Raw genomic sequence first — 1,333 nt, forward strand, 5'->3', positions numbered from 1 at the left:
TGATGAATCCATTGCTGCCACCTAACGCACCTCCGAATATCACATTGCCTTCACCTGAGTCCACCGTCAGTGTGCGTGGGCTTGTCGTGCCCTGTACGGTTGAACCAAAACTCACACCTACACCTGTCAATGTCGTGTTCTGACCCAAGGTGACTGCGCCGCTATAGCTTTGTGCTTTGCCTGTGGTCGTCACACTGCCGCCATTGATTGCGGTGTTACCCAACACGCTCAGGCTATGTGCGCCACTCACCACATCTGCAAACGTCACTTGAGATGCCGTCAATGTCGTGTCCGCGCCTAAGGTCACAGTACCGCTGTAGTTTTGATTAGCGCCTGTTGTCGTGACTTGGCTTGCATTGATGATGGCATTGCCTACCACACTCAAACCACTACTGCTTGTGACATTTCCACCGAAGGTCACCGTTGAACCGGTCAGTGTGGTGGCCTGGCCCAACGTGACTGCGCCGCTGTAGCTTTGTGCTTTGCCTGTGGTCGTCACACTGCCGCCATTGATTGCGGTGTTACCCAACACGCTCAGGCTATGTGCGCCACTCACCACATCTGCAAACGTCACTTGAGACGCCGTCAATGTCGTATCCGCGCCTAAGGTCACAGTACCGCTGTAGTTTTGATTAGCGCCTGTTGTCGTGACTTGGCTTGCATTGATGATGGCATTGCCCACCACGCTCAAACCACTACTGCTTGTGACATTTCCACCCAAGCTCACCGTTGAACCGGTCAATGTTGTGTCTTGACCCAACGTGACTGCGCCGCTATAGCTTTGTGCTTTGCCTGTGGTCGTCACACTTCCGCCATTGATTGCGGTATTACCCAACACGCTCAGGCTATGTGCGCCACTCACCAGATCTGCAAACGTCACTTGAGATGCCGTCAATGTCGTGTCTGCACCCAGGGTCAAAACTTCCCCATAAATCTGTGTACCTGTCGTGGTCACAGTTGCACCGTTGATCTCCACCGTGCCATTGGCATTGGTTTGCAGGCTTGTCACTTGTACTGGTGCAGAGAAGCGTGTCATGCCACCGCTGTTCACCGTCACATCGCTGATGAATCCATTGCTGCCACCTAACGCACCTCCGAATATCACATTGCCTGCACCTGAGTCCACCGTCAGTGTGCGTGGGCTTGTCGCGCCCTGTACGGTTGAACCAAAACTCACACCTACACCTGTTAATGTCGTGTTCTGATCCAACGTGACTGCGCCGCTATAGCTTTGTGCTTTGCCTGTGGTCGTCACACTGCCGCCATTGATTGCGGTGTTACCCAACACGCTCAGGCTATGTGCGCCACTCACCACATCTGCAAACGTGAATCC

Annotated in this window: 1 protein-coding gene; it reads right to left on the reverse strand. The window is 53.7% G+C overall.

Annotation, left to right across the window (positions count from 1 at the left end; all coding sequences use genetic code 11):
* A partial coding sequence (locus B9Z35_RS13000) for a beta strand repeat-containing protein (protein WP_370444134.1) occupies positions 1 to 1,333 on the reverse strand: 1,333 nt, incomplete at both ends.

Origin of the sequence: Limnohabitans sp. Jir61 (assembly GCF_003063545.1) — a bacterium.
In the GTDB taxonomy this organism is placed as follows: domain Bacteria; phylum Pseudomonadota; class Gammaproteobacteria; order Burkholderiales; family Burkholderiaceae_C; genus Limnohabitans.